Source organism: Lutimaribacter pacificus (assembly GCF_900142185.1).
In the GTDB taxonomy this organism is placed as follows: Bacteria; Pseudomonadota; Alphaproteobacteria; order Rhodobacterales; family Rhodobacteraceae; genus Lutimaribacter; species Lutimaribacter pacificus.
In genome coordinates, this window is record NZ_FQZZ01000010.1 from 39,501 (window position 1) to 58,506 (window position 19,006).

At 59.7% G+C, this 19,006-nt stretch carries 19 protein-coding genes; 15 read left to right on the plus strand and 4 right to left on the minus strand.

Going from position 1 to position 19,006, the window contains the following annotated elements; all coding sequences use genetic code 11:
- From F3H87_RS18835 to F3H87_RS18850, 4 genes are read left to right on the plus strand one after another with little or no spacing between them, the layout of a single operon-like run.
- A complete protein-coding gene (locus F3H87_RS18835; RefSeq protein ID WP_007803405.1) occupies positions 1 to 918 on the plus strand; it encodes a c-type cytochrome in 918 nt (305 codons plus the stop codon).
- Between the two features lie 43 nt (positions 919 to 961).
- The gene (locus F3H87_RS18840) at positions 962 to 2,356 is read left to right on the plus strand and encodes a multicopper oxidase family protein (protein ID WP_007803406.1); all 1,395 of its coding nucleotides are present in this window, start codon (positions 962 to 964) and stop codon (positions 2,354 to 2,356) included.
- Positions 2,353 to 2,835, plus strand: coding sequence for a c-type cytochrome (locus F3H87_RS18845; RefSeq protein ID WP_007803408.1), 483 nt, complete (start codon positions 2,353 to 2,355; stop codon positions 2,833 to 2,835). Before F3H87_RS18840 ends, F3H87_RS18845 begins: the two co-directional genes overlap by 4 nt.
- A gap of 1 nt (position 2,836) precedes the next feature.
- A complete protein-coding gene (locus F3H87_RS18850) occupies positions 2,837 to 3,568 on the plus strand; it encodes a DsbA family protein (protein ID WP_009807488.1) in 732 nt (243 codons plus the stop codon).
- 42 nt (positions 3,569 to 3,610) lie between these two features.
- Here the strand turns inward: F3H87_RS18850 and F3H87_RS18855 are convergent, their stop codons facing one another.
- Positions 3,611 to 3,811: a heavy-metal-associated domain-containing protein gene (locus tag F3H87_RS18855; RefSeq protein ID WP_007803412.1), complete on the minus strand. Its 201-nt coding sequence runs from the start codon at positions 3,809 to 3,811 to the stop codon at positions 3,611 to 3,613.
- Between the two features lie 152 nt (positions 3,812 to 3,963).
- On the opposite strand from F3H87_RS18855, the gene F3H87_RS18860 reads away from it, so the two are divergent.
- On the plus strand, positions 3,964 to 6,474 hold the full coding sequence (locus tag F3H87_RS18860) for a heavy metal translocating P-type ATPase (protein ID WP_040182674.1): 2,511 nt from the start codon (positions 3,964 to 3,966) through the stop codon (positions 6,472 to 6,474).
- Positions 6,475 to 6,486: 12 nt separating this feature from the next.
- On the plus strand, positions 6,487 to 6,885 hold the full coding sequence (gene cueR / locus F3H87_RS18865; protein WP_007803416.1) for a Cu(I)-responsive transcriptional regulator: 399 nt from the start codon (positions 6,487 to 6,489) through the stop codon (positions 6,883 to 6,885).
- A 21-nt stretch (positions 6,886 to 6,906) separates the two neighbouring features.
- On the opposite strand, the gene F3H87_RS18870 is transcribed toward cueR, so the two are convergent.
- On the minus strand, positions 6,907 to 7,671 hold the full coding sequence (locus tag F3H87_RS18870; protein WP_012187037.1) for a MauE/DoxX family redox-associated membrane protein: 765 nt from the start codon (positions 7,669 to 7,671) through the stop codon (positions 6,907 to 6,909).
- A 12-nt stretch (positions 7,672 to 7,683) separates the two neighbouring features.
- Positions 7,684 to 8,520: a DUF305 domain-containing protein gene (locus tag F3H87_RS18875; RefSeq protein ID WP_188129278.1), complete on the minus strand. Its 837-nt coding sequence runs from the start codon at positions 8,518 to 8,520 to the stop codon at positions 7,684 to 7,686.
- A 179-nt stretch (positions 8,521 to 8,699) separates the two neighbouring features.
- Between F3H87_RS18875 and F3H87_RS18880 the strand changes: the two genes are divergently transcribed.
- The 4 genes from F3H87_RS18880 to F3H87_RS18895 all read left to right on the plus strand — a co-directional run bounded on the left by F3H87_RS18880 (position 8,700) and on the right by F3H87_RS18895 (position 12,003).
- Entirely contained in the window at positions 8,700 to 9,281 is a 582-nt protein-coding gene (locus F3H87_RS18880; protein ID WP_012187183.1) for a L,D-transpeptidase, read from the plus strand.
- A gap of 125 nt (positions 9,282 to 9,406) precedes the next feature.
- Positions 9,407 to 10,669 carry a multicopper oxidase family protein gene (locus F3H87_RS18885; RefSeq protein ID WP_149789529.1) on the plus strand — a complete coding sequence of 421 codons (1,263 nt, stop codon included), beginning with the start codon at positions 9,407 to 9,409 and terminating at the stop codon, positions 10,667 to 10,669.
- 113 nt (positions 10,670 to 10,782) lie between these two features.
- On the plus strand, positions 10,783 to 11,295 hold the full coding sequence (locus F3H87_RS18890) for a disulfide bond formation protein B (protein ID WP_012187181.1): 513 nt from the start codon (positions 10,783 to 10,785) through the stop codon (positions 11,293 to 11,295).
- Positions 11,296 to 11,337: 42 nt separating this feature from the next.
- On the plus strand, positions 11,338 to 12,003 hold the full coding sequence (locus F3H87_RS18895; RefSeq protein WP_012187180.1) for a L,D-transpeptidase: 666 nt from the start codon (positions 11,338 to 11,340) through the stop codon (positions 12,001 to 12,003).
- 76 nt (positions 12,004 to 12,079) lie between these two features.
- Here the strand turns inward: F3H87_RS18895 and F3H87_RS22185 are convergent, their stop codons facing one another.
- Positions 12,080 to 12,637, minus strand: a complete 558-nt coding sequence (locus tag F3H87_RS22185; RefSeq protein ID WP_012187179.1) for a hypothetical protein — start codon at positions 12,635 to 12,637, stop codon at positions 12,080 to 12,082.
- A gap of 397 nt (positions 12,638 to 13,034) precedes the next feature.
- Here F3H87_RS22185 and F3H87_RS18905 point away from each other — a divergent pair, with 397 nt between their 5' ends.
- The 5 genes from F3H87_RS18905 (at position 13,035) to F3H87_RS18925 (ending at position 19,006) form a co-directional block, all read left to right on the plus strand.
- The gene (locus tag F3H87_RS18905; RefSeq protein WP_012187178.1) at positions 13,035 to 13,643 is read left to right on the plus strand and encodes an EF-hand domain-containing protein; all 609 of its coding nucleotides are present in this window, start codon (positions 13,035 to 13,037) and stop codon (positions 13,641 to 13,643) included.
- Between the two features lie 140 nt (positions 13,644 to 13,783).
- Positions 13,784 to 14,170, plus strand: a complete 387-nt coding sequence (locus F3H87_RS18910; RefSeq protein WP_007803435.1) for a DUF302 domain-containing protein — start codon at positions 13,784 to 13,786, stop codon at positions 14,168 to 14,170.
- A gap of 105 nt (positions 14,171 to 14,275) precedes the next feature.
- The gene (gene lgt / locus F3H87_RS18915) at positions 14,276 to 15,196 is read left to right on the plus strand and encodes a prolipoprotein diacylglyceryl transferase (RefSeq protein ID WP_007803438.1); all 921 of its coding nucleotides are present in this window, start codon (positions 14,276 to 14,278) and stop codon (positions 15,194 to 15,196) included.
- A gap of 78 nt (positions 15,197 to 15,274) precedes the next feature.
- Entirely contained in the window at positions 15,275 to 17,620 is a 2,346-nt protein-coding gene (locus F3H87_RS18920; RefSeq protein WP_188129277.1) for a copper-transporting P-type ATPase, read from the plus strand.
- Between the two features lie 48 nt (positions 17,621 to 17,668).
- On the plus strand, positions 17,669 to 19,006 hold the full coding sequence (locus tag F3H87_RS18925; protein WP_007803442.1) for an APC family permease: 1,338 nt from the start codon (positions 17,669 to 17,671) through the stop codon (positions 19,004 to 19,006).

Sequence of the window (19,006 nt, forward strand, 5' to 3'; positions counted from 1 at the left end):
ATGCGCCGGTTCTTGACACTCGTCAGCGGGGCCGCCGTGCTGGGCGCGGCCAGCCTCGGCGTCGTGATTGCATGGCCTGTCGGCAGTGCAGTGACTCCGATTGCAATAGAGGGCAATGTCGACCGGGGCGCATATCTGGCGCGCGCCAGTGGGTGCATTGCCTGTCATACCAATTTTGAAGCGGGCGGCGCACCACTTGCCGGAGGGGCGCCGCTCGAAACCCCGTTCGGAACGTTCTACCCGCCCAACCTGACGACAGACCCGGAACATGGCATGGGCGAATGGACGGCAGAACAGTTCGCAAAAGCCGTGCGGCAAGGCATCGGCCCCGATGGAACGCCGTACTATCCGTCTTTCCCGTACACCTTCTATGCGGATTTTTCTGATCAGGATATCGCTGACCTCTGGGCGGCGTTTCAAACCGTGCCGCCCGTGGACGAGCCTGCACCAGAAAATGATGTCAGCTTCCCATTCGACCAACGATGGGGGCTGAAGCTCTGGCGAGCGGCGTTCTTCTACGATCCGGATACCGAACCGATTGAAGGGCGAAGCGACGCATGGAATCGAGGACGGGAATTGGTGCGCGGTGCGGCACATTGCGGAGCCTGCCATACGCCGCGCAATCTTGCGGGAGGCCGCGATATCGGTGCTTCCTTTGCAGGCAACGCCCAGCTTCCCGGTGGCAGCAAGGCCCCCGCGATACGGCCAAAAGACCTGGTCAAAAATGACTGGACGGTTTCAAACCTCGCTTATGCGCTCCAGACCGGCATCACCCCTTCGGGCGATGCTTTCGGCGGCAGCATGGCGGAAGTGGTTCGCGAGGGAACTCGGTTTCTGACACCTGCCGATCGCGAAGCGATGGCGCTTTTCCTGCTGAACAAGGACACGGTCGAGGCGGAGAACCCCGCGTCGAACTAACACCACGCGGGGGCAACACGCCCCCGCTTTCTCGAGGATCGAAATGAGACAAACACGTCGGGATTTCTTGCGCCATGCAACACTGGCGGCCTGCGCGGCGGCCATCCCGCAGTCGGCTTTTGCCGCGACCCCGTTCGAGGACCTGATTGCCAAGGTTGCACGTCGACAGCTTCTTCCGGACACCTACCCGGAAACAGAGATCTGGGGCTATGACGGCCTCGTTCCGGCCCCGGAAATCAGGGTCACACAAGGCGATCGGGTGCGTCGCAGGTTTCGCAACGAGGTACCCGATCCCAGTTCGGTTCACTGGCACGGAATCCGGATCGACAACGCGATGGATGGCGTTTCAGGGCTGACCCAAGAGGCCGTAGCGCCGGGTGGAACCTTTGACTACGACTTCGTCGTACCGGACGCGGGCACCTATTGGTATCACGCGCATAATCGCTCATACGAGCAAGTCGCGCGTGGTCTGCGCGGTGCCTTGATCGTCGAAGAGGTCGATGGACCGGACATCGACCGCGAGGAAGTCATCGTTCTGGAGGACTGGTTGCTCGACCCTGAGAGCGGGCAGCTGTTCGACAATTTCGAACAGCCCATGATGATGAGCCACGGTGGACGTACCGGCAACTTTATCACGACCAACGGGCGCTATGACCTGACCTTGCCCGCGCAGCGCAACGAGCGCATTCGCTTGCGGATCATCAACGCAGCAAGCGCTCGAATTTTCCCGCTGAGGCTCTCTGGATTCAGTGGCTGGACGGTGGCCGTGGATGGAATGCCAACCGGCCAACCCCAGTCGGTTGACGGCGAGTTGATCCTCGGCCCGGCACAGCGCGTCGACTTAATTGTGGATGTGACCGAAGACGAAGGCGGCACCGCCCAATTGCTTCGCATCGGCGATGATGATCAATTGACCCCGTTGGTGAGTTTTCTGGTCAACGGCACAGCCAGTTCAGTACCAAGAGGCAAGCCACTGCCGTTGCCGCCGAACCCCGCGGCACACGCCCCGGACCTTGCCGATGCGCGTGATTTGCGACTGGTCATGTCCGGCGGGGCAATGGGGCGAATGCAGTCCGCATTGCTTGGCGGGGAACGTCTTGGATTCCGTCAGCTTGCCCAAGCGGGCAAATTCTGGGCCCTGAATGATGTCGCCGAAATGACCTACACGCCACTGGCCGATCTATCCCTGAACGAGCCGGTGCGCCTGAAGATCGAGAACCAGACCGTTTTCCCACATGCGATGCACCTGCACGGGATGCATTTCCGCGAGCTGCGCCCCGACGGCGCGTTCGGGCCGATGCGGGACACGATCCTGTTGGCCGGCAACGAGTCCCGGGAGATCGCCTTTACGGCAGACAATCCCGGCAAGTGGCTGTTCCATTGCCACATGCTCAGCCACGCCGCATCTGGCATGACAACCTGGATACGGGTCACATGAGATATCTCGTTTGGTCCCTTCCGATCACTGTCGCAGCAGCCGCCTTCACGTATTGGCTCTCGACCAGTGCATCCTCGGATGTCGGCAGCGCGTCCAGGGCGGAGAGCTACGACATCGAAGAAGGCGCGTTGCTCTACGCAGAAAACTGTGCGTCTTGTCATGGCGCGGGTCTGGAAGGCCAGCCGGAATGGCGAACGCCCGGCGCGGATGGGCGCCTGCCAGCACCACCACATGATGAGACGGGTCACACCTGGCATCATCCTGACAGCCTGCTCTTCGATTACACAAAACTGGGGGGTGCGGCGCTTCTGGCGCGTCAGGGCGTCGAATTCGACAGTGGCATGCCCGGTTTCGCAGACGTGCTGACCGACCAGCAAATTCACAACATCCTGGCCTTCATCCGGTCCACCTGGCCAGACCGCATCCGCGAAGTCCAGGCCGCGCGGACAGAAGCCGACGAACAACGGGGAGAGAACTAAAATGCGTTTCAGACAAGCCTTCACGACGGTCGCGATAGCTGCCTTGCTTCCGATACCGGCACTCGCGGACGAACTGTCAGAGTCCCGGGTCAAGGAACTTGTGCTCGAGGCAATCCGCGAGAACCCGGAGATTGTCATGGAGGCCGTGGCGATCCTCGAACAAAGGCAGGCGCAAGCGCAGGAGCTCAGTCAGGCCCAAGTTCTGAATGACCAGCGCGATCTAATCGAGAACGATCCGAATGCGCCGGTTCTCGGCAACCTGGAAGGGGACGTCACTGTTGTGGAATTTTTCGACTACAACTGTCCCTATTGTCGGCGGGTCAAACCCGAGGTGCGGGCTTTGATCGAAGACGATCCCAACATTCGCCTCGTCTATCGTGAATGGCCCATTCTCGGAGACGGATCGGTGTTTGCCGCGAAAGCGGCCTTGGCAGCGCGCAAGCAGGACAAATACGAAGAGTTTCACTGGGCAATGATGGGGCTGGAAGGCCGCGCGGAAGAGGCCTCCGTGCTGCGCGTGGCCGAGGAGATCGGCCTGGATATCGCGCAGTTGCGCAAGGACATGGAGGCCCCCGAGGTCGAAGAGCACATTGCGACCTCCATGCAACTGACCCAAGCTCTGGGCTTTAACGGCACGCCGTCTTTCGTGATCGGGGATGCGCTGGTCCCGGGCTTCGTCGAAAAGGCGCAGCTTGCCGACTTGGTCGAGGAAGCCCGCAAAGTCGAAGACTGAAATTCTGTGCCCGGACCACCCTTGGGTGGTCCAGGCACTGCATCAAGCGGCCGCAGGTTCCACGTTGTAGCCCGCATCCCGAATGATCGCTTGGACCTGATCGGCTGGTAACACGCTGTCGACATGCACCTGTCGGGCAGAAAGGTCACATTCTACGCCTGCATTCGGATCTGCGCTCTTCACCGCGCTTTCGATTGCTGCGGTGCAATGCCCACAGCTCATGTCCGGAACGCTGAACTTCATCGGAACCACTCCTTGATCTGATTTCTATCGGTGACATGGGGCTTCCCCCCGCTGGAAGGTCAAGTGAAGAAATTTATTTGGCGCCCTCCCATTGACCCTCCAGTAACTGGAAGCCTCATATTCCACTTCGAATGGAAAAACAGGTGACACATATGCCCGAACCCAAACAGATCAGCCTGCCGATCGAAGGCATGTCATGCGCGTCCTGCGTTGGCAGGGTCGATCGCGCATTGAATGCAATCGACGGCGTAGAGGATGTGTCGGTGAACCTTGCCTCGGAAACTGCTCGCATGAGCGTGGACGCGCTCAAGCGCATTCCCGACATCATCGAATCCCTTCGCGAGCTGGGCTACCCCGCGCGGAAGGCCAGGGCCGAACTCACGATTGCAGCGATGTCCTGTGCCTCTTGCGTCGGGCGGGTCGATAAGGCGCTTGCCGCGGTGCCCGGGGTGGTCGAGGTGAACGTCAACCTCGCCTCAGAGACGGCGACGGTCGTTTACGTCGAAGGTCTTGTCACGACATCCGATCTGATCGAATCAAGCGGCGCGGCAGGGTATCCAGCAACCGTGGCAACGGCCCAGGCCGGTGACGACAGAGTTGCGCGCAAGGAGGAAGAGGCTCAGGCGCTTGCCAAACGGGTCACCTTTGCGGCCATCCTCGCCTTGCCGGTCTTCCTGATCGAAATGGGTGGCCACGTCATTCCGGCCGTTCATATGCTGATCGAGACCACGATTGGCCAGCAGACGAGTTGGCTTCTTCAGTTCGTGCTGACGACAATCGTTCTCTTCGGCCCGGGCCGGACGTTTTACACCAAGGGTTTCCCGGCCTTGTTCCGGGGTGCCCCCGACATGAACAGCCTCGTCGCGGTCGGCACCGGGGCGGCTTACCTTTATTCCGTGGTTGCGACATTCGTACCGTCGGTCCTGCCTGACACGCTGCGCACCGTCTATTTCGAGGCGGCAGCGGTCATCGTCGTTCTGATCCTTCTGGGGCGGTTTCTTGAAGCGCGCGCCAAGGGGAGAACGGGCGCGGCCATCCAGAAGCTATTAGGGCTTCAGGCGCGGACTGCACGCGTGATGCGGGACGGAGAAAGCGTCGAGATCGAGATCGATGCGCTGGTTCAGGGTGACATCGTCATCGTGCGCCCTGGTGAACGCATCGCGGTCGATGGCGAGGTCATCGAGGGGACCAGCCGCGTCGACGAAAGCATGCTGACAGGCGAGCCGATCCCCGCTGAAAAAGGTGCCGGAGATACGGTGACCGGCGGGACGGTCAACGGCGCCGGAAGCCTGCAGTTCCTCGCCACGCGGGTCGGCGCCGACACGACCCTGGCGCAGATTATTCGCATGGTCGAAGAGGCCCAGGGCGCCAAACTGCCGATCCAGGGATTGGTCGACCGGATCACCTTGTGGTTCGTGCCTGCCGTGATGGCGATCGCGGCGGCGACCGTGCTGGTCTGGCTGTTTTTCGGGCCTGATCCGGCCCTGACGATGGCGCTGGTCGCCGGTGTGTCGGTGCTCATCATCGCGTGCCCCTGCGCGATGGGGCTTGCGACGCCGACCTCGATCATGGTCGGGACGGGACGTGCTGCGGAAATGGGTGTCCTGTTCCGTAAAGGTGACGCCTTGCAGCAACTTGATTCCGTTGATGTGGTCGCCCTCGACAAAACAGGCACGGTGACCGAGGGGCGACCCGCACTGACTGACCTTGTGCTGGCGGAAGGGTTCGATCGCCCAACAACGCTCTCGAAGATCGCTGCCGTGGAGTCGCTCTCCGAGCATCCTGTCGCGGACGCCATCGTGCGGGCCGCGCGGGCCGAGGGCGCACCTCTTGTGGCGGCCGAAGGCTTTCAATCGGTCACAGGTTACGGCGTGCGCGCCGTGGTCGAAGACGTGGAGGTGTTGGTTGGGGCCGACCGCTACATGGCGCGCGAAGGCATTGACGTCTCGGCATTGGCTCCAGAGGAAACGAAGATCGCAAGCAAGGGTCGCACGGCGCTTTACGCTGCCATAGATGGGCGTGTCGCCGCCGTGATCGGCGTGGCCGATCCGGTCAAACCGGCAAGCCGCGCAGCCATCGCAGCGCTGCACGAAAAGGGTCTTGCGGTTGCGATGATCACCGGCGACAAACGCGAAACCGCCGAAGCCATCGCCCGCGAAACCGGTATCGACCACGTCATCGCCGGCGTCCTGCCGGACGGCAAGGTTGCGGCGCTCGACAGTTTGCGCCAAGGGAACAAGCGCATCGCCTTTGTCGGCGACGGGATCAACGACGCCCCGGCGCTGGCGCATGCCGATGTGGGCATCGCCATTGGAACCGGCACCGATGTGGCCATCGAATCTGCGGATGTCGTCCTGATGTCGGGCGATTTGCGCGGCGTGGTGAACGCCTTCGAAGTATCGCGGCGGACCATGCGCAACATCCGGCAGAACCTGTTCTGGGCCTTTGCCTACAACGTGGCACTTATTCCGGTCGCTGCCGGGGTGCTTTATCCCGCCTTTGGGTTGCTCCTGTCACCAATCCTTGCGGCGGGTGCGATGGCGTTGTCCTCGGTGTTTGTCCTGACCAATGCCCTGCGGCTGCGGCGCATCGCGCCTGCGATGGACGAGCAGCGCGCAATCCCGGCAGAGCTGGCAGCCGCCACTCCTGCTCCAGCAGAATAACGGAGGTTCGACATGAACATCGGAGACGTTGCCCGACAATCGGGTGTGCCCCCAAAAACAATCCGCTACTACGAGGACATCGGGCTGATCCGCCCGAACCGTAGCGAGAACGGCTACCGCGCGTTCACCGAGAGCCACATTCACAAGCTGGCGTTTCTGGGTCGCGCACGGGCCTTGGGGTTCACCATCGAAGATTGCAGGACGCTCCTGTCGCTCTACGAGGATGAAAACCGCGAAAGCATGCAAGTGAAGGCGGTTGCGGAAGACCATCTGCGCCAGATCGAGGAAAAGATCGCGAAACTGCAATCCATGCGCGCGACGCTCGCCGAACTGGTGGAAAAATGTGCCGGGGATCACCGGCCCGACTGCCCCATCATCGAGGATCTGTCGCCGGAGCGGTTGGCCAAGTGACAGGCAAGAAGGGGCTGTACCTCAGAACCAGATCGCGCGGACCGGCATCCAGATACCCATGAAGATCATCATCAGGTTTTCCGTCAGCGAAATGAACCCCAGCGGGACGGAACTGTCACCGCCGACGCAGGCGCATTTCAGCTCTCTCTTGTCGATATAAACAGCCTTGAACACGCTGACAGCGCCGACCGTGCCGATAAACAGGGCGACAGGCGCCGAGAGCCACAGCAGCGCGCCGGCAGTCATCAGGACACCTGCCAACGCTTCGCCGAACGGGTAGACCTTGCCGTATCGCACCCATTTGCGCGCCAGCAGATCGTAGTTGAGGAACATCGTCGAAAACCCTTCGACATCCTGCAATTTCTGGATCGCGAGAATGGTCATGGACAGCGAAATGAACCATTCGAACCCCCGCAAGGTAAGGACCGACCCGTACTGGTGCCAAGACAGGCCCAATGCCAACAGCGCGGCAACGGAAAAGATCGCGATGACCGGCTGGTAGGTCGTGTCGCTTTGCTCTTCCTCGGGTGGGTCAATGTCGAAAAACACCCTGAGATCATCGTAACCGCCGATCCGTTCGTCCCCGATGAAAGTCTGCGGCGTCGTCTCGACCCCGTGCTTCTCCATGAAAGCATCGGTGTCTTCACGGGTGTCAAGCGGATGGTCTTCCACCTCGAAGCCTTGCCGCTCCAGCAGGTCTTTCGATTTCAGACCGTAGGGGCAGACATGGCCCGGCATGACCATGCGATAAAGCTGCGCGGATTTACTGTCTGTGTCGCGGGGCATGTCCTTTCCTCCTTATCCGCTGCACGTAAGTTGACCACGGAACCCGGCTTCGTAGTCGGTTCCCGCGCTGACGATCAGATCGGTCAGGTCACCGTTCGTCTCTGCGATCTCGGCCGACAGCGGGCCTTCAGAAAATGCATTTTCGCCCTGCGCATTCAGGCGCACCAGATCACCGCTGATCTTCATTGCGGCGGCAGACCCTTCGCCGGTTTCACCAGTCACCAGTACAGCCGGACTGTCCGAGGTGTAAGCAAAGCGGCAATTTCCGCCATTCGGGAACACCGCAGCGATTTCGTCTTCCGTCAGAAACTCAGGATCGACCTTCGACACGACCTCCGTTTGAAGCGCCTGTTGCGCATCCACAACCTGCGCCGGCGTTTCGCTTCGCGTGGCCGATGCTTCGCCGTTTGCTCCAATGTCAGCAATAAGGTAGCGCATTTCGGCGATTTCCTTGTCCTGCGCATAGATAATGTCGTCTGCGAGCCCCCGGACGCGCGGGTCGGTGATCTCGGCACGAGTCGACGTCATGATGGCGATCGAGTGGTGCGGGATCATGGCGCGCATGTAGGACCTGTCCTGTACCGTGAATTGCACGCGAACCAGCCAGAGGCTCGCCGCGAAAAGGACTATTGCGCCAACGAAAATCGCGATGTTGGCTTTGGTGTTCTGATACATGGACAACATGTACGCCAACATGATCACGGCCATGGTCGCCCCCATCAGGATGGCCATGTAAAGGCGTGTCTCCGAAAAGAAGATATGGCCCCAAAGATAGGTGTTCAGGTACATCAGAACGAACATGACCACGGTCGATGTTCCGATCATCATAAAGAATCGTGAGTAGTGCATTTCCAGTCACCTCCTTGCAGTTCTCTGTAAAACAACAACATTCCAGCGCTGGAGAGTTCCAAAAGCACGAATTTTCGTAGTTTCAAGGCAACAAAGGCGCGTCGTTTGCCCCGGTTCACGGCTTCTTTTCTTTGCCCCTGACGCGCACTGAATTTTCATGGGTCCGAGGAGATCGCGCCATGCAGAATTTCACGAGACGAGAATTGATTTGTGCCGGAGCGATGGGTTGCTTTCTGCCCACAACTGCCTGGGCCCACAAAGTCAAATTGCCCGAACGGTTCGAACCACAATTGGTAAACACCCGTCGTGGTGACTGGGTTAAAGGCGATGTCCACGTCGTTCCCGACGATTTTTTCCTTTATTTCATGCTCGAGGACGGGATGGCGATCCGCTACGGGGTCGGGGTAGGGCGCAAAGGTTTGTACGAACCCGGAGAGTTCACGGTAGCGCGCAAGGCCAAATGGCCATGGTGGCGGCCAACGAACGCCATGATCCGGCGCGAGCCACGCAAATACGCAAAGTACAAGGATGGACTGAAAGGCGGGCCAAACAACCCGCTCGGGGCCCGCGCGCTCTATCTCTACGATGCCGAGGGACGCGATACCTATCTTCGCATTCATGGAACGAACGCCCCGGAGACAATTGGGTCTGCCGTGTCGAATGGATGCGCGCGGTTGACGAATGAACATGTGAAGGATCTGTACGAACGCGTTGAAATCGGCGCCCGCGTCTTCCTGTATCCCAAAGTGACAACGGCGTGAGGAGTGTTCTGTCGCCTTGAAGTTCCTCTTCCGGAAATGGCACAAGTGCGGCAGTTGGCGAAAGCCAGTCTATCATTCATGAGGTGACGGAATTGTCTTTGAGCCGGAGGTCTTTCCTTGGCGGGATGACCGTTGCGCTGGCTGGTACCCGCTTGCGAGCAGCGACACACGAGTTGATCCTCGCGCCCCAATCGATCAAGGCGCACCTTGCTGGGTACGACGTGTCGATGTTGGGCTTCAACGGTGGTCTGCCGGGCCCAGAAGTCAGAATGCGACAAGGACAAACCGCCCGCATTACCCTCGATAACCGATTGGAGGAGGGCGCTCTCGTTCACTGGCATGGGTTGCGGGTTCCAAATCGGATGGATGGTGTCAACGTCCTCACTCAGGATGTGGTCATTCCGGGCGACTCGTATCGTTATCAATTCGGCGTCCCGGATGCCGGCACGTATTGGTATCACTCGCATTACCTGTCTTACGATCAGGTCAGCCGCGGTCTTTTCGGCGCCTTCATCGTCGAGGAGCAAAATGCGCCGGCTGTCGACCATGACATCGTTGTTCAGTTCTTCGATGTCTTGCTAGATCAGTCCGGGCAGTACGACGAAGCGTTCAACCCGGCCCACTTCGCAACCGAGGGCCGTATCGGCAATACGGTCACGGCACTTGTTTTCAATGGAACCGGCAAGACTGTGAAACGAGGCGACCGTCTGCGACTGCGTCTCATAAATCCCTCTATCGACAGGGTGTACCGTGTCGGCCTGGATGGTTTGATAGGCAAGATCGTTGCACTGGATGGCATGCCTCTGGCGCATCCTCGGACGCTCGAACCGATCCTTCTCGCTCCGGGGCAAAGATGCGATGTGATTGGTGATGCGACCGGGCCTATTAGATTCGACGACAGCTTTGGAGAACAGACGTTGAGCCTTGGCGAAATCGCTGTTTCCGGTTCCCGTGAGCCCGCGAAAGCGCCCATCACCGCATTGCCCGCCAACCGAATGCCCGCCCCGAAAGACCCCGGCCAAACCGCGGAGCTGGTGCTCCAGGGAGGTGCGGGAAGCGCGTCCCACAACGGCACAGGGACATGGGCGCTCAATGACGTATCCGGCCTGCCTCGAAGGCCTTTCCTATCCGCCGCGCAGGGGACGACCGCGCGCATTTCGATCCGCAACGAAACCGGGTTCCCACACGTCATGCATCTGCATGGCCACCATTTCTGGGAACTCGATGCGGCGGGTGAAGCCGGTCCATACCGGGACTCGACCTATCTGGATACCGGCGAGACGCGGGATATTCTCGTCGTCCTGGACAATCCGGGATCGTGGATGCTGCATTGCCACATGTTGAGCCACCAAGCCGACGGTATGGCAACGTGGATCAGAGTCGGCTGAGGGTCGAGACGGATACATACCGTTACAAATCTCTGAATGATAACAGGCCTTTCGCCGTCTACGTAACCTGACAAGCGAGAAACAGGTCCATCGACTGCCAATGGGAGCGTTCATTGACCCTGACACCAAAATCTCTCGGCATGACTGCGGCGGCAGGATCAGCCGCCTTGCTGTTGGGGGCCTTCGTTTTCCAGGCTCTTGGGTACGCGCCGTGCGCAATGTGCATCTGGCAACGCTACCCACACGCAATCGCCATTGGAATGGGCGCTCTGTTGCTCTTTGCTCTGCCGATTTTGCCAATCCTGATAATCGGTGCCCTGTCGGTACTCAGCACATCCGCGTTGGGAGTGTTTCATACCGGTGTCGAGCGCGGCTGGTGGGAGGGACCGACTTCTTGCACGGGATCCGGCCTCGATGTTTCCCAAATGTCGGTATCGGAATTGCTGCCCTCTGCCAGTTCAAATACGTCCAATCTTGTTCTGTGCAGTGAGGTTGTCTGGGAATTTCTGACGTTGTCCATGGCCAGTTGGAACGCGATCCTAAGCGGTGTCCTTGCTTGCCTCTGGTTGGTCGCGATCGCAAGACATCAAAAGGTTCGGTGGCATGGGGTCGCGGACGTTTCTTGAATCGTCCCGCATTCATCGAAAACAAACAAAGGGCTTCGCTTCATGGTTACAAGACGACACTTCCTTGCACTTTCCGGCTCGCTGTTTTCAGCGTCTCTGAGTTCGCCAGCATTCGCTAAGACCTGGCCGTCAACAGCCGAAAAAGCAGCTTGGGATGCGCAGATCACGCCCGCCAACTATGACCCGGCAACAACCAACCCATGGGGGCTGCATCCCAGGCTGCTGCCGCAACGCGTTTTGGCGAATGACGGTTTGCGCCCGGGTGACATTCACGTCGATGCGATCGCGCGCTATCTGTACCATATCGAGGAAGGTGGCACCGCGATGCGATACGGGGTGGCGATTGCCAAGGGCGATCTCTATGAACCCGGCACCTATACGATCCGCCGAAAGGTCGAATGGCCGCACTGGACGCCAACGCAGTCAATGATCGAACGCGATCCGGAGGCTTACGAGCGGTTTGCCGACGGTATGGAGCCCGGCCCCAACAATGCCTTGGGCAGCAGGGCTTTGTATCTATTCGTCGGAGATCGGGATACGTACCTTCGAATTCACGGAACGCCGAGCCCTCGCAGCATTGGCGGCCGGGCCAGTTCGGGATGCGTGCGCATGGTGATGGCCCACATCAATGATCTCTATCCGAATGTCGCTGTCGGATCGACGGCGTTCCTTTACTCGGCCGAAGACAGCGTTACCGCTCGAAGCTAACCTATTGCATCTTTGGCTCACACGCCGAGGACTGCGTCGTGCAGGGACATCTTCCAATGAATTGTTGGACGAACACTCACGGCTGTGTCGCAAGTGAACTTTCGAACTGTGCGATCGCTACGGATTTGTCGTCCTCATCGTTCTCGAACAGCTTTGTGGTTCGCACGCCCGGCAACTTGCCAAAATCCGCCATCAGGCGCTTTGGAAAAAATGTGCGTCCGATGGATTCAAATCCTGGTAATTGTCTGAGTACCGCGGAGGTACTGGCACTACAAAAACCGGAAGCGGCTGGGCCGCTGGCAATTGCAAGGCGCAAAGCCTGCTCCGCGACTTCGGGAGACACATCGATCTCTTGTATGACGACATGGTAGGTCTCGCGAGCATGAGCCCGCGCATAAAAATCGGCCACTTGTGGAGTAATGCCATAAAGCACATCTCCCCGTTCCGGTACAGCGCTCAGCCGGACCGTTCCTGCCGGATCGAAGATAACACGCTGCGACCCATTAATCATGACGCTGCTATGCGCACCCGCCCCGGACCTGTTGTTGATCATGGTGTACAACGTCAGCGCGGCCGGTCCATCGTGACGGTAGGATGCGCTACTGATGACTTCGGCTGAAGCATCCGGGCGCATGTCGTTTCCTGCACCGCACCCCGCCAAAATTACCAAGGTTAGAACTGAGAAAATGCGGTTCAAAAAGAGCACCCTGCAGCCTCCTGCCATGGGTTGAATGATTGAATTTTCGGGATATTCAGGGCCTCTAGCAATCTCGACATCAACTCTTCCGGATTTCACCTCTACCGAAACATGGGTTCGGTTTCGGTTGGTATACGGATCCTCGACACCTTTTTTTCTGGATATCGCATGTTTCAGATGAAGAGGAGCGTTCGCCCCGAATTGATTTGTCGCAATTTGTAACAGACCCCGCCTTTGTGACCTCGCGATACAAAACACCGGCTCGCGTGGCATTCCGCATCTGCAGGTGCCCCCCATATGCTGGGTATCGCAACACTGACACGAGGTGATCGAAATGAAACGCAACACTTTACTCGCTGCAATGACCCTGGCTGCAACCGCCCTTGGCGGTGCCGCATTCGCGGACGCCAACCACGGGCGTGGGGGACAATTTGGCGCCCAGAGCGGACCAGGCATGATGCAGAACGGTGGTCCCGGTATGATGGGGAACATGGGCGGAATGATGGACATGATGAAGCGCATGCACGGAAACATGATGGGCGCAGGCATGATGGGCGCAGGCATGGGCAGTGGTATGATGAGCCCAGGCATGGCTGGCGGCATGATGCAAATGTTCGACACTGATGGAGACGGCACAACGACGCCGGAAGAAATGCGCACGCAGCTGCAGGCCAAGCTTTCCGAGTTTGACAGCGACGGGGATGGAAGCCTCTCGATTACCGAGTTTGAAGCTCTCCACAGCGCGATGATCCGCGAAATGATGGTGGATCGCTTCCAACACCTCGATGCCGATGGCGACGGCGCGGTGACGCCGGAAGAGATGGCCGCTCCTGCCGATAGGATGGAGCGGATGCAGATGATGCGGTCGAATATGGCAGATGCGCCTGCGCGGCCTGGCAACGGTCAGGGCATGGGCAACGGCTCCATGATGCAGGACAACTGAGCCAATGGGTGCCGGTTTTTTTCCGGCACCCGTCCTCACAACCCCAAAACCATTCGCGGTCGGGACATTGAACCGAACCGCGACCTGAACCGTTTAGCCTCGGTATGCCAACAAATAGAGACACGGAAAGGAAAATTCCCATGGCCTATACCTATGATCGCGTCCTGAAAGACACCAAAATCGATGACGCAGAGATGCGTGTTCGGGATGCTTTGGCAGACAAGGGCTTCGGCGTTCTGACTGAGATTGACGTCAAAGCGACGATGAAAAAGAAACTTGATGCGGACATGCCGCCTTACCGCATCTTGGGGGCCTGTAATCCGGGCATGGCGCACAAAGCCATCGAGATCGAGCCTCGCATCGGTGCGATGCTTCCCTGCAATGTTATCCTGCGGCAACTGGACGGCGACACCGAGGTCAGCGCGGTCGATCCTGTCGCTTCGATGCAGGCGGTGCAGAACCAAGACCTGGACGCGGTCGCCGGCGAAGTCCGCGATCTCCTTCGGGACGCCCTCGACACCGCGTGATGGCGGGATGGGCGTTGGATGCCCTGTCGCAGATCGAGCGCCTTTAGCGGTGCTCGATCAATGCCATCTAATCCCCACGTAAATTCCTGATGAGGAACTCACCCAGTGCTGCCAGCGGGATTGCCATTTCCGGATATTGGAACCGACCTCTTCTCCTTCGACATCGGGGGGGTCACATTCGCACTCCGCTGGTACGCGCTAGCCTATATCTTCGGTATCCTGATTGGCTGGCGCATTTGTTCGAGTGCCATAAGCCGTCCCGCGCTCTGGACGTCAGCTGGACCGCCGCTTGACCGAACGCAGATCGAAGATCTTCTGACGTGGATCATCATCGGCGTGATTGCTGGTGGTCGCCTGGGCTTTGTACTGTTCTACCAGCCCGCATATTATCTCGCCAATCCCTTGGAAATTCTGATGGTCTGGCAAGGCGGCATGTCTTTCCACGGGGGGTTCGCGGGAGTTGTCATCGCGGCCTTGCTGTTCTGCCTTAGACAGAACGCGTCATTGCTCAGCACTGGCGACTTGCTGGCTTTGGCAACACCACCAGGCTTGTTTCTTGGAAGGCTGGCGAACTTCACCAACAATGAGTTGTGGGGGCGTCCAACGGACGTTCCCTGGGCGGTGATCTTTCCCGGCGAAGTCGCGCAGGCCTGCCCAGGGGTTAGCGGCCTCTGCGCCCGACACCCGTCCCAGCTGTACGAGGCGGTATTGGAGGGGCTCATTCTTGGAATACTGCTCATTTATCTCGCTTGGGGCCGGGGCTGGCTGAAAATGCCCGGTGCCTTGGCTGGCGTGTTTCTGACCGGCTATGGTCTTGCCCGAAGTTTCGTCGAGATGTTCCGGCAACCGGACCAACAATTTGTGACGGCGGACAACCCGATCGGCCATGCGCTTCATTTTGGTGAGTGGGGTTTGACCATGGGCCAGTTGCTCTCCATGCCAATGGCGCTGGTCGGGCTGGCGTTGATCGTGTTCGCCCGGCGGGAACGGGGCCGGACAGCGCCACCCCGCAGAGCCGCAATGTAATCGCCGTACTGATCTCTCTTGACCCTCCCGCGGATGGAAGCCCTAGGCAAGAGAAGCATTCTCGGAAAGGACCGCAAAATGAGCACTCCCGACAGTTCTGAAACCACAGCAGCTTCTTCGGTATTCGTTTGCCCCATGCACCCTGAGGTGCGGCAGGACGAGCCCGGCAATTGTCCGAAATGCGGGATGCACCTCGTGCCGGAATCGGAGCTCGAGGTCCATTCAGCACATGATCATCACGAACACCACGCGGGTGCCACGCCGGCCGATGGCCGATATGATCTGGTTCCTACAGGACATGATGGTCCCATTTTCACCTGCCCGATGCACCCTCAGGTGCGGCAGCCTGATCCGGGCGCGTGTCCGATCTGTGGTATGGGATTGGAACTGGAATCCGGTGTGCCGGGCGATGAAGGTCCAAATCCCGAACTGGTGGATTTCACACGGCGGTTCTGGGTCGGCACAGTCCTGACGATCCCGCTCCTTGTCCTCACGATGGGGCCATTCGTCGGTTTCCCCGCAGTCCGGACTTTTTTTGGCGAAAGCACCACACAATGGATCGAATTGATCCTGGCAACGCCAGTGGTCTTGTGGTGCGGCTGGCCGTTTCTGGAACGCGGATGGATTTCGTTCCGCACATTGAACCTCAACATGTTCTCCCTGATCGGCATGGGCGTTCTTGCCGCCTGGCTCTTCAGCGTCGTTGCCGTTCTCGCACCGGACATATTCCCTGATGGGTTCCGAGACTCCGAAGGCCATGTCGGCGTCTATTTCGAGGCGGCGGCGGTGATCGTGACGCTGGTGCTGCTCGGCCAGGTGATGGAACTACGCGCCCGCGAGGGGACCGGCAAGGCGATCCGCGCGCTTCTCGACATGGCGGCAAAGACCGCGCGGGTCATCCGGGACGACGGATCCGAGGAGGAAATCCCGCTGGAGGACGTGCAAGTCGGGGACCGGCTGCGCGTGCGGCCCGGTGACAAGGTGCCGGTCGATGGCGTGGTTCTGGACGGCCGGTCCTCGGTCGACGAAAGCATGATCTCCGGTGAACCCGTGCCGGTCGAGAAGACCGAGGGCGACCCGCTGACCGGCGCGACGATCAATGGCACCGGCAGTCTGGTGATGGAGACGACGCGTGTCGGGTCCGACACGATGCTGGCTCAAATTGTCGAGATGGTGTCGAACGCGCAGCGCTCGCGCGCCCCGATCCAGAAATACGCCGACAAGGTGGCGGGATATTTCGTTCCGGCCGTCATCGGTATCGCGGTCCTGTCCTTCATCGCCTGGGCGATCTGGGGGCCCGCGCCTGCGCTTTCCTACGCATTGATTTCGGCGGTGGCGGTTCTGATCATCGCCTGTCCTTGTGCGCTTGGCCTGGCGACACCGATGTCGATCATGACAGCGACAGGACGGGGCGCTCAGGCAGGGGTGCTGATCAAGAACGCCGAGGCGCTGGAGCGGTTCGAGAAAGTCGATACCCTGATCGTCGACAAGACCGGCACGTTGACCGAAGGCAAGCCGCGGCTTGTCGACGTACTCCCGCAACCCGGCCACGACGAAGCCGAGGTCTTGCGTCTCGCCGCATCGCTTGAGCGCGGATCGGAGCACCCCTTGGCCGAAGCGATCGTCAGGGGTGCGGAGGAGCGAGATGTCAAAATGGACGAGGCACGGGACTTCGAGGCGGTCACTGGCAAGGGCGTCAAGGGGGTCGTTGACGGCAAAGCGGTCGCGCTCGGCAATTTGGCGATGATCCGCGAATTGGGGCTCGAGGCGGGCGCGTTGACCGCCAAGGCCAATGCCCGCCGCGACGAAGGCGAGACGGTCATGTTCGTTGTGCTGGATGGCGAGATCGCCGGTCTAGTTGCTGTCGCCGACCCAGTGAAGGAGACCACGCCAGAAGCCATCGAGGATCTGCATGAACTGGGGTTCCGCGTCATCATGGCGACCGGCGACAACGAACGCACGGCCAAGGCCATCGGCACGCGGCTCGGAATCGATGAGATCCGGGCCGACGTGCTGCCGGAGGACAAGGCGCGGATCATCCTTGAGTTGCAAGAGGCGGGCCACAAGGTCGCCATGGCCGGGGATGGCGTCAACGACGCCCCCGCGCTCGCGCAGGCCGATGTCGGCATCGCCATGGGCACCGGCGCCGATGTGGCCATCGAAAGCGCGGGCGTCACGCTGGTCAAGGGCAACCTTGATGGTATCGTGCGTGCGCGGCGGCTCGCCCGGGCCACGATGCGCAACATCCGCCAGAACCTGTTCTTCGCGCTGATCTACAACGCCTCCGGCGTGCCGGTCGCGGCGGGAGTTCTGTTTCCCTTCTTTGGCATCCTCATCAGTCCGATGTTTGCTGCCTTCGCCATGAGCGCGTCGTCAATCTCGGTGGTGCTCAATTCGCTGCGCCTTCGCGGCGTTCGTATCTAGAAGCGCGCAACAGCGTTCGGATGAACCAAAATTAAAAGGGGGCCATTTATGCAGAGCGAAAAAGAAACGTACCGCGAAAATTCCATCAGTCTGGGCGGAGCCGTTGCGATGGGGACAGGCGTGATGATCGGCGCTGGAATCTTTGCGTTGACGGGGCAAATCGCGCAGCTCGCCGGCCCGCTTTTCCCGCTTGCATTCATCGCCGGCGCGGTCGTCACAAGCTTCAGCGCCTACAGCTACATCAGGATGTCGAACAAATGGCCGTCCTCGGGTGGCATCGCCATGATCCTGCAGAAATGCTATGGCCCCGGAGCCATCGCGGGCGGGGCCGCACTGCTGATGGCGCTCAGCATGGTGATCGCGGAAAGCCTCGTCGCGCGAACCTTCGCCACCTATGTCCTGCGCCCTTTCGATATCGAAGGTGGCCCATTGGTCCCCGCTCTGGCTGTGGCCGTGATCGTTTTCGCCTTTTTGGTGAACATGGCCGGAAACCGCTCGGTCGGGCTGTTCTCGTTGATCATGGCCGCGATCAAGATCGGAGGCATAGCTCTGTTTGGCATCGCGGCCCTGTGGTCCAGTGGTTTTGCGTTCGCCGCGGCGTCCGAGACCTCACAATCCTACGGGCTCACGGGGTTCATCGCCTCTACGGCGCTGGCCATCCTTGCGTTCAAGGGATTCACCACGATCACCAACAGCGGAGCCGAGATCACTGAACCAAATCGCAATGTTGGCCGAGCGATCATGTTCTCTATCGGAATCTGCGTCGTCGTCTACCTGTTGGTCGCCTACGGGGTCGGTTCGAGTCTCACGATCGAGGAGATCATCTCAGCGCGTGACTATTCGCTGGCACAAGCGGCGCAGCCCGCCCTTGGACAAACCGGCTTCATACTCACGGTGATCCTGGCCGCTGTCGCAACGGCGTCCGGCGTTCTGGCCAGCGTCTTCGCGGTGTCGCGTATGCTGGCGATGCTGACCGACATGGAAATGATCCCGCACAGCCACTTCGGTATGCCAGGTCCCATCCAACGCCACACCCTGGTCTATACTGTCGTCATCGCCGCGACGTTGGCCGTGCTCTTTGATTTAGGCCGGATCGCATCCCTCGGTGCTTTCTTTTACCTCGTCATGGACATGATCATACATTGGGGCGTGTTCCGCTATCGTCGAGCAGACGTCGGCGCCTTCGGTATCGTGCTTTTGACTGCCCTGGCGCTCGATGCGATAGTACTGGCAGCTTTCACCGTGATGAAGCTTCAAAGCGACCCGATGATCGTTCTCTACGCCGCTGTCGGGATGATCGCTGTGTTCGCCTTCGAGCGCGTTTACTTGTCGCAATGGGTGGCACCGCAAGTCGCCCCCGCCCCCGCCCACGCCCACGGTGATTAG

Coding starts and splice junctions, on each gene's coding strand:
- F3H87_RS18835 (WP_007803405.1), top strand. CDS start 1: ATGCGCCGGTTCTTGACACTCGTCAGCGGGGCCGCCGTGCTGGGCGCG.
- F3H87_RS18840 (WP_007803406.1), top strand. CDS start 962: ATGAGACAAACACGTCGGGATTTCTTGCGCCATGCAACACTGGCGGCC.
- F3H87_RS18845 (WP_007803408.1), top strand. CDS start 2,353: ATGAGATATCTCGTTTGGTCCCTTCCGATCACTGTCGCAGCAGCCGCC.
- F3H87_RS18850 (WP_009807488.1), top strand. CDS start 2,837: ATGCGTTTCAGACAAGCCTTCACGACGGTCGCGATAGCTGCCTTGCTT.
- F3H87_RS18855 (WP_007803412.1), bottom strand. CDS start 3,811: ATGAAGTTCAGCGTTCCGGACATGAGCTGTGGGCATTGCACCGCAGCA.
- F3H87_RS18860 (WP_040182674.1), top strand. CDS start 3,964: ATGCCCGAACCCAAACAGATCAGCCTGCCGATCGAAGGCATGTCATGC.
- cueR (WP_007803416.1), top strand. CDS start 6,487: ATGAACATCGGAGACGTTGCCCGACAATCGGGTGTGCCCCCAAAAACA.
- F3H87_RS18870 (WP_012187037.1), bottom strand. CDS start 7,671: ATGCCCCGCGACACAGACAGTAAATCCGCGCAGCTTTATCGCATGGTC.
- F3H87_RS18875 (WP_188129278.1), bottom strand. CDS start 8,520: ATGCACTACTCACGATTCTTTATGATGATCGGAACATCGACCGTGGTC.
- F3H87_RS18880 (WP_012187183.1), top strand. CDS start 8,700: ATGCAGAATTTCACGAGACGAGAATTGATTTGTGCCGGAGCGATGGGT.
- F3H87_RS18885 (WP_149789529.1), top strand. CDS start 9,407: ATGACCGTTGCGCTGGCTGGTACCCGCTTGCGAGCAGCGACACACGAG.
- F3H87_RS18895 (WP_012187180.1), top strand. CDS start 11,338: ATGGTTACAAGACGACACTTCCTTGCACTTTCCGGCTCGCTGTTTTCA.
- F3H87_RS22185 (WP_012187179.1), bottom strand. CDS start 12,637: ATGCGCCCGGATGCTTCAGCCGAAGTCATCAGTAGCGCATCCTACCGT.
- F3H87_RS18905 (WP_012187178.1), top strand. CDS start 13,035: ATGAAACGCAACACTTTACTCGCTGCAATGACCCTGGCTGCAACCGCC.
- F3H87_RS18910 (WP_007803435.1), top strand. CDS start 13,784: ATGGCCTATACCTATGATCGCGTCCTGAAAGACACCAAAATCGATGAC.
- F3H87_RS18920 (WP_188129277.1), top strand. CDS start 15,275: ATGAGCACTCCCGACAGTTCTGAAACCACAGCAGCTTCTTCGGTATTC.
- F3H87_RS18925 (WP_007803442.1), top strand. CDS start 17,669: ATGCAGAGCGAAAAAGAAACGTACCGCGAAAATTCCATCAGTCTGGGC.